At 57.9% G+C, this 5,434-nt stretch carries 8 protein-coding genes; 3 read left to right on the top strand and 5 right to left on the bottom strand.

From position 1 onward, the window contains the following. Positions 1–1,254, top strand: a 1,254-nt coding sequence (locus IQ273_RS29755) for a SidA/IucD/PvdA family monooxygenase (protein WP_228054164.1), incomplete at its 5' end; no start/stop codon positions are given. 130 nt (positions 1,255–1,384) lie between these two features. Here the strand turns inward: IQ273_RS29755 and IQ273_RS34140 are convergent. The 3 genes from IQ273_RS34140 to IQ273_RS29740 all read right to left on the bottom strand — a co-directional run bounded on the left by IQ273_RS34140 (position 1,385) and on the right by IQ273_RS29740 (position 2,766). After that, entirely contained in the window at positions 1,385–1,948 is a 564-nt protein-coding gene (locus IQ273_RS34140) for a hypothetical protein (protein ID WP_228054162.1), read from the bottom strand. 120 nt (positions 1,949–2,068) lie between these two features. Beyond that, the gene (locus tag IQ273_RS29745; protein WP_194026716.1) at positions 2,069–2,380 is read right to left on the bottom strand and encodes a helix-turn-helix domain-containing protein; all 312 of its coding nucleotides are present in this window, start codon (positions 2,378–2,380) and stop codon (positions 2,069–2,071) included. After that, on the bottom strand, positions 2,377–2,766 hold the full coding sequence (locus IQ273_RS29740; protein WP_228054160.1) for a hypothetical protein: 390 nt from the start codon (positions 2,764–2,766) through the stop codon (positions 2,377–2,379). Before IQ273_RS29740 ends, IQ273_RS29745 begins: the two co-directional genes overlap by 4 nt. A gap of 175 nt (positions 2,767–2,941) precedes the next feature. Here IQ273_RS29740 and IQ273_RS29735 point away from each other — a divergent pair, with 175 nt between their 5' ends. Together IQ273_RS29735 and IQ273_RS29730 are read left to right on the top strand one after the other, a co-directional pair. Further along, complete coding sequence (locus tag IQ273_RS29735) at positions 2,942–3,103, top strand: hypothetical protein (protein ID WP_193969133.1); 162 nt, start codon at positions 2,942–2,944, stop codon at positions 3,101–3,103. A gap of 111 nt (positions 3,104–3,214) precedes the next feature. Further along, positions 3,215–3,493, top strand: coding sequence for a hypothetical protein (locus IQ273_RS29730; RefSeq protein WP_194026715.1), 279 nt, complete (start codon positions 3,215–3,217; stop codon positions 3,491–3,493). Between the two features lie 78 nt (positions 3,494–3,571). On the opposite strand, the gene IQ273_RS29725 is transcribed toward IQ273_RS29730, so the two are convergent. Both IQ273_RS29725 and IQ273_RS29720 read right to left on the bottom strand, forming a co-directional pair. Next, positions 3,572–4,816, bottom strand: a complete 1,245-nt coding sequence (locus IQ273_RS29725; protein WP_194026714.1) for a hypothetical protein — start codon at positions 4,814–4,816, stop codon at positions 3,572–3,574. An 81-nt stretch (positions 4,817–4,897) separates the two neighbouring features. Further along, the gene (locus IQ273_RS29720) at positions 4,898–5,281 is read right to left on the bottom strand and encodes a hypothetical protein (protein WP_194026713.1); all 384 of its coding nucleotides are present in this window, start codon (positions 5,279–5,281) and stop codon (positions 4,898–4,900) included. Positions 5,282–5,434 lie beyond the last annotated feature (153 nt).

Genomic DNA, 5,434 nt, shown 5'->3' with positions numbered 1-5,434 from the left:
CCCCCCTCCATCGACATCGCCATCATCGGCGCTGGCCCCCAGGCCCTTACCCTGGTCACTCACCTGCTGCAAAAGAAAGCTGCCATGCGCGATCGCTTTGTGGTGATCGATCCGGCTGGGGAGTGGCTGCACCAGTGGCACCATCAGTTTGCGGCGTTGGAGATTCCCCACCTGCGATCGCCTGCCGTTCACCATCCCGACCCCCATCCCTCAGCCCTGCGCACCTTTGCCGAGGGGCGGCCCGACGAGCTGTTTCCCCCCTACGCGCTGCCCAGTACGGCGCTGTTTCGCGATTTTTGTCAATCGGTGATCCAGCGGTGGAATTTGGCCAACCGGGTGATGGCGGGGACGGTGCAGCACCTAGAACTGTGCCAGGTTTTGGGACGGCAGCGGTTTCGGCTCAGTTTAGCGGATGGACGGCAGCTTTTGGCCCGGCGGGTAGTGCTGGCGATCGCGGGCGGTACGCCCCAGCTTCCGGCTTGGGCGCGGCAGCTCCCGCAGACCTACCCCAAAGACCGCCTGCGCCACTCCAGCCAGATCAACCTGCGAGGACGCTCACTCCAAGGCGAGCGAATTTTGATTGTCGGCAGCGGCTTGACCAGTGGCCACCTGGCTCTGGGGGCGACGGCGCGGGGTGCCCAGGTGATCATGATGGCGCGGCGGCAGTTTTACGCCAAGCTGTTTGATGCCGAACCGGGCTGGCTCGGCCCAAAGTACCTCAAGGGCTTTCATGCCGAACCCAGTTGGCACGAGCGCTGGCAGATGATTCAGCAGGCCCGCAACGGCGGGTCGGTGACCCCGGCTATGCTGCTACGCCTGCGACGGCTAGAGCGCCAGGGCCAGATCACCTTTTACGAACAGTGCGAAGTGCAGCAGGCCGAGTGGAAGGGTGACGCTTGGCAGGTACACTGTAGCGCCGGGGCTGAGCACGACTGTATTGCCCATTTGCCCATTGATCGCCTTTGGTTAGCCACCGGCAGTCAGCTCAATGTCGAGCACTGGCCCCTGCTGGCGGACGTGCAGGCCACCTATCCAATTGAAGTGGTCAACGGGCTACCGGTGCTGGATGAGCACTTGCGCTGGCCGGGGTGCAACTTGTTTTTGATGGGTGGGGCGGCGGCCTTGCGACTAGGGCCAGTGGCGCGGAACTTGTTTGGCGGGCGACTGGCGAGTGATCGCATCGTTCCGGCCCTGGTCAAACCGCGTATCAGATTTTCGAGAACAGCCACGCCATTACAACCGATAGAGGCATAGCCTTCAAGGCCATTCTCAAGACAAGGGAATCTAACCCGCCTAGTTCAGCGGAATGGGCTGTACCGCCGTTTTTGTCAAGCGCAACAGCGGGCCAAGCCCTGGCAGTTAGGCGTGGAAGATGCCATAGCTTTCAAGCAAACACCTCCCCGTGCTCCTCGCGAGTGAATCCGGGGACAGATGGAGTTGGATCGAACATAACAGTGTACTGAGCTGATGGACTCAGCCGCCGCAGGGCCTTCAAATGGGCATCCGCATCATTGCGCCGCCGAAACCGAGCCACCGTGCGCCGCTGCATGTGGGGGAGGAATTGAACAACGCACCAGGGGTGGAGTAGCTGGTTGTAGGCCGTGGGAGCTTCCATTTCGTAGGCCGCAGATGAAGGGTACTGCTGGCTCTCTAAACGGTAAGTCTCTTGCTCGCTGACAGCATCCCTTGGGTAAGACTGCACGCTCTCTCCGGCACTGGCAGCGCTGGGCCTCAACGCCTGTTCAATCTTGCCCAACAGTTCAGAAGCATCTCGATCAGGAGGATGCAGAGTCCAGGCGTTGATCGGCGCGGGCTGGAAGGTCAGCCGGTAGGCTTTGTTGTTTCTACAGTGAACGAGCCAAACAGCCTGCCGAGGCAGCTTTTGCAGACGATACAAGCCTTGCCCAGGCGTTGCCAGCACCGCCCGGATACGTTTGATATCGGCCATGATTCGATGCCCTTGGCTCACGCGACTGTCCTCCCTGATGAGTGAATGAGGTGTAGTTGAGGCCACCCTAGCTGGGGTAGATTCGCCAAAACAGAGCACGGTGCTATTGACAATCTTGGGTTAGGTGTGTCCGTCTTTGTGCTCAGTGGCGCAAAGGGCCTCCCGCAGGTCTGCCGGAATCTGGTCAAAGTTGTCGAGCAAGAAATCCATCAGGGCCAGATGGCGCAGGTCAACCGGGGTGGGGCGGCGATAGCTGCGACCTTTACGAAACCAGCCCCGCACTGTCGAGACCGACCGGGAACAGATCGCGGCCATATCTTCCTGACTTACCTGCCACTTGGCATAAAACCGCTGGGGCGTCATGCCTAGTTGGCAGTAGCTGTATCGCTCGATTAAGTGCTGCTCGCGGGGAGAAAGGGGGCGGGGATTCATCGGGCAGCCTCTCCATCGGCGGGTTCTAGGTCGTCTTCCCAGGCGATATCGGCTCTGACCCAGGCGGCGCTGGGGGAATCCGAATCGAGCCAGATCAGGTAGCACCACTGCCAACAGTGGCTGTGGGGGGTGTAGCTGTAGAACCGGCCAATGACCAGGCCCCAGTCGGTCGCGTTGCCGTGGGGAACCCAGCGGAGGCGATCGCCGTGGGGAACCCAGCGGAGGCGATCGCCGTAGTGAAAGCGGGGCGCTTCGACCTGGGGGAAGGCGGCAGGCAGATCAGTGGTGGGCGAGAGGTGTAGGTGGCCAGGGTTGAGGGCGTACCCGAAAGCTTGATGGATGATATGAAGCTGGTGCGATCGTTGGCGTGGAAAAGGTTGAGCCATAGGAGGGCACCTCCTGGGTGCTGGTGAAGGCCAGCCTGGGCAATAACCGGGCTGAGGCGACTCAGGCTAACGGATGCAATTTACCCAGATTAACTCAATCCGCTCTAATCTAGAGTAGATTACCCTTAATCGCAACGCTTCACCTAGGCTTGCTCTAGAGTTAGACAGAGCGGTTATGACTACCCAGAAGCGCCAGACCAGCATTTACCTGCCAGACCCGATGAGGGATGCCATTCAGGCGATCGCAGACAGGGAGCAGCGATCGTTTACGTTTGTGGTTGAAATGCTGTTGAGAGAAGCTTTAGAAACGAGGGAAGCCAGCGGGAAGAAGGGGTAGGTACCCCCGTACCCCCAGGCAGGGGTGTCAACCTCACTATCAAGTGCGATCCACGGCGGCAAAGAAAACCTTATCGCTATGATACTTCCAGAGAAATTGCCGGTAGCGCCTATGAGAAGACCTAAGCCCGTGTATTTATCCCAGCTAGAGGAGGTAGAGATCCTGTGGCCCGGTGACGTGCGAATGCTGGCAGAATTTGTCCTCCGGGCTCATGATGCCAAAGATCAGCAAACCAACTTGCAAAACCCAGGGGCGAGAACGCGATCGCGCACTACGCTCCACGGCCTCGCGGGTCAGTTTGCCCAGATAACCTGGCTTCCCAAGGAGCAAATTGAAACCATTTTCCTGGCCCACGGCTTTAACTTAGGGTCAGTCGTCGAATTCGATTGAAGGCCCAAGTGACATTCCCTAGTCTGGCAAGGACAATGCCGATTTTCGCCCTGGTCAGCTAGGCTCCGCAAACACCTGTCACCCCTCCGCATCCTCCATCGGCCTAAAAAACGATGCCAACCCCTCCACCGCCAAGACAACCACCTCCTCGATCGCCTCAGGGTTTAGCGCATCCCCGATCGCAGCGGCACCGGCTTCAGTCTCAAACTCACAGATTTTTCCTCCCACGCCATAGCCCGCCTCCGCTTCCAGCACACTGATGTGGGTAATCGGAACCAGCTGATCAACCTCGCCCGGCTCAGCGATATTCAGCGCCAGGTGACAGCCTTCGTGAAAGGTAGTTTTCGCCAGCAAGTCCTGCACTCGCTTAGGCGCACCCAAACGCCATGCCTCTGGTTCGCTGTCCTCGGCTGGATGCGCCCCCAGTAAATGCCCTTGCCCCAGAGCCTCCACAATTCTGTGAACAATGACCGGGGTCTGTAAGTGGGGCGCGACCCAATAGGTCTCCAGCTCTCGCCTGAGATCTGGCCAGGGCTTGAGCTGTCGTTGGCTCAGCCCCATGTCAAAGTAGGCTGGGGCAATGCCGACGCTTGCTTGGATTTCCTGATTTTTGAACTGCAACTCCAGAACCGCCGCATCCGGCAATTCAGGATGGGAAGAAGGCAGACTGATCAGCCAGTCGTGATCTTGAAATAGGCGATCATCCATCAGGTAACTTTCAATCAGGTCTTCCCATTGCTCGATGTCCGTTTCTTGGGGTGACTTCGGGATCCAGGGCAGAAAGTCTAGATAGGTTTTCTGGTCAATCGCCTCTTGCGCCCGAGCGCTGCACGATTGAATCAGGGCTTCAGACAGTTCACCCGGCTCACCGGCCTCTTCATAGAGAATGCTCTCAACCATGTCTACCAACGACAAGCCATGGAGACCATAGAAAAACAGGAGCACCTGTCGCCGCCAGAAGTCGCCCCATTTTGAGAGGCCAGGCTCCATAGACTCAAGCTCCTGGGTGGTTTCAATTTCCATGACAATGAGGCCTTTCATGCACTCAAACGGAATCGCCCCTGCTTCGGCAAGCAAGGCATTTTGCCCCCCAAGGGAAGACAACGGATCCATAATTGCGATAGCCGATTCACAGACCGCCGCTAGCTTTGCGTCGCTGGGTAGGGCATCAAACGGCTCGGTGGCATCGATACACTCAAACGGATCGTCAACGTCGATGTCGCGTAGCTCGTCAAATTTCTCAAAGAAGGCTGCCACGAGATTGGCATACATCCACCGTTCAATTTCATTGGCATAGGGTTGCCCGTGTTTGACTGGCCACATGTCGAATTCCCCCAAAATACCGGCTGGCAACATAACGATAGAGCGCTCTATTTCGCCAAGGGTAACCAGAAATATTAAGCTTTAGCCCCCCTTCATAGACTGCCCATGGCTTCTTCCTGAGCTTACTGGTGAAAGGTCTCGCTGTAGCTCCTGTCGAATCAGGGCGAACCGCTGGATATCTGCTTGGGTCAGCCAGGACTCAATCTCGTAAAGCATCTGCCCGTTTTCTCGCTGAGTCCGCAACGTCAGAATCGTCTCTGGCAGGTGGTGCGCATCGCCTCTAAACTCGATATTCAGATCGCGTCCTCGCTCCACAATCGTGTAGAACTGCTTACCCTCAAACACTCGCTGCCCCCGAGCTTGGTCGCGGCAAAACCGCTCCAGCAGCAGCACCGCCGTCCCCGCAATCTGCTCCTGGGTCTGGCGGTCAACGGGGATAGGTGTTCTAGGTCGCGGCGGGTTCACGTCAGGTCATTGATGAAAGGATTGAGCTAGTTCCAACTTATTTTGTGTCGGCTTTCCTGGGCAACGGCCTTCTGCCATTTAACGAAGAGGCAATCAGCAGGTTGCGCACCCAGTTGTCGTGATAGCGGAAACCGTTGAGTTGTTCAAAGGGGC

The organism is Nodosilinea sp. LEGE 07298, assembly GCF_015207265.1.
GTDB lineage: Bacteria > Cyanobacteriota > Cyanobacteriia > Phormidesmidales > Phormidesmidaceae > Nodosilinea.
Note: the sequence above shows the minus strand (reverse complement) of the source record. Positions and strands in the feature narration are given on the sequence as shown.

What these genes read in the sequence shown, in the direction of transcription:
- IQ273_RS29735 (WP_193969133.1), top strand. Translation starts at nt 2,942, where the DNA reads ATGACTACCCAGAAGCGCCAGACCAGCATTTACCTGCCAGACCCGATG.
- IQ273_RS29725 (WP_194026714.1), bottom strand. Translation starts at nt 4,816, where the DNA reads ATGTGGCCAGTCAAACACGGGCAACCCTATGCCAATGAAATTGAACGG.
- IQ273_RS34140 (WP_228054162.1), bottom strand. Translation starts at nt 1,948, where the DNA reads ATGGCCGATATCAAACGTATCCGGGCGGTGCTGGCAACGCCTGGGCAA.
- IQ273_RS29740 (WP_228054160.1), bottom strand. Translation starts at nt 2,766, where the DNA reads ATGGCTCAACCTTTTCCACGCCAACGATCGCACCAGCTTCATATCATC.
- IQ273_RS29745 (WP_194026716.1), bottom strand. Translation starts at nt 2,380, where the DNA reads ATGAATCCCCGCCCCCTTTCTCCCCGCGAGCAGCACTTAATCGAGCGA.
- IQ273_RS29730 (WP_194026715.1), top strand. Translation starts at nt 3,215, where the DNA reads ATGAGAAGACCTAAGCCCGTGTATTTATCCCAGCTAGAGGAGGTAGAG.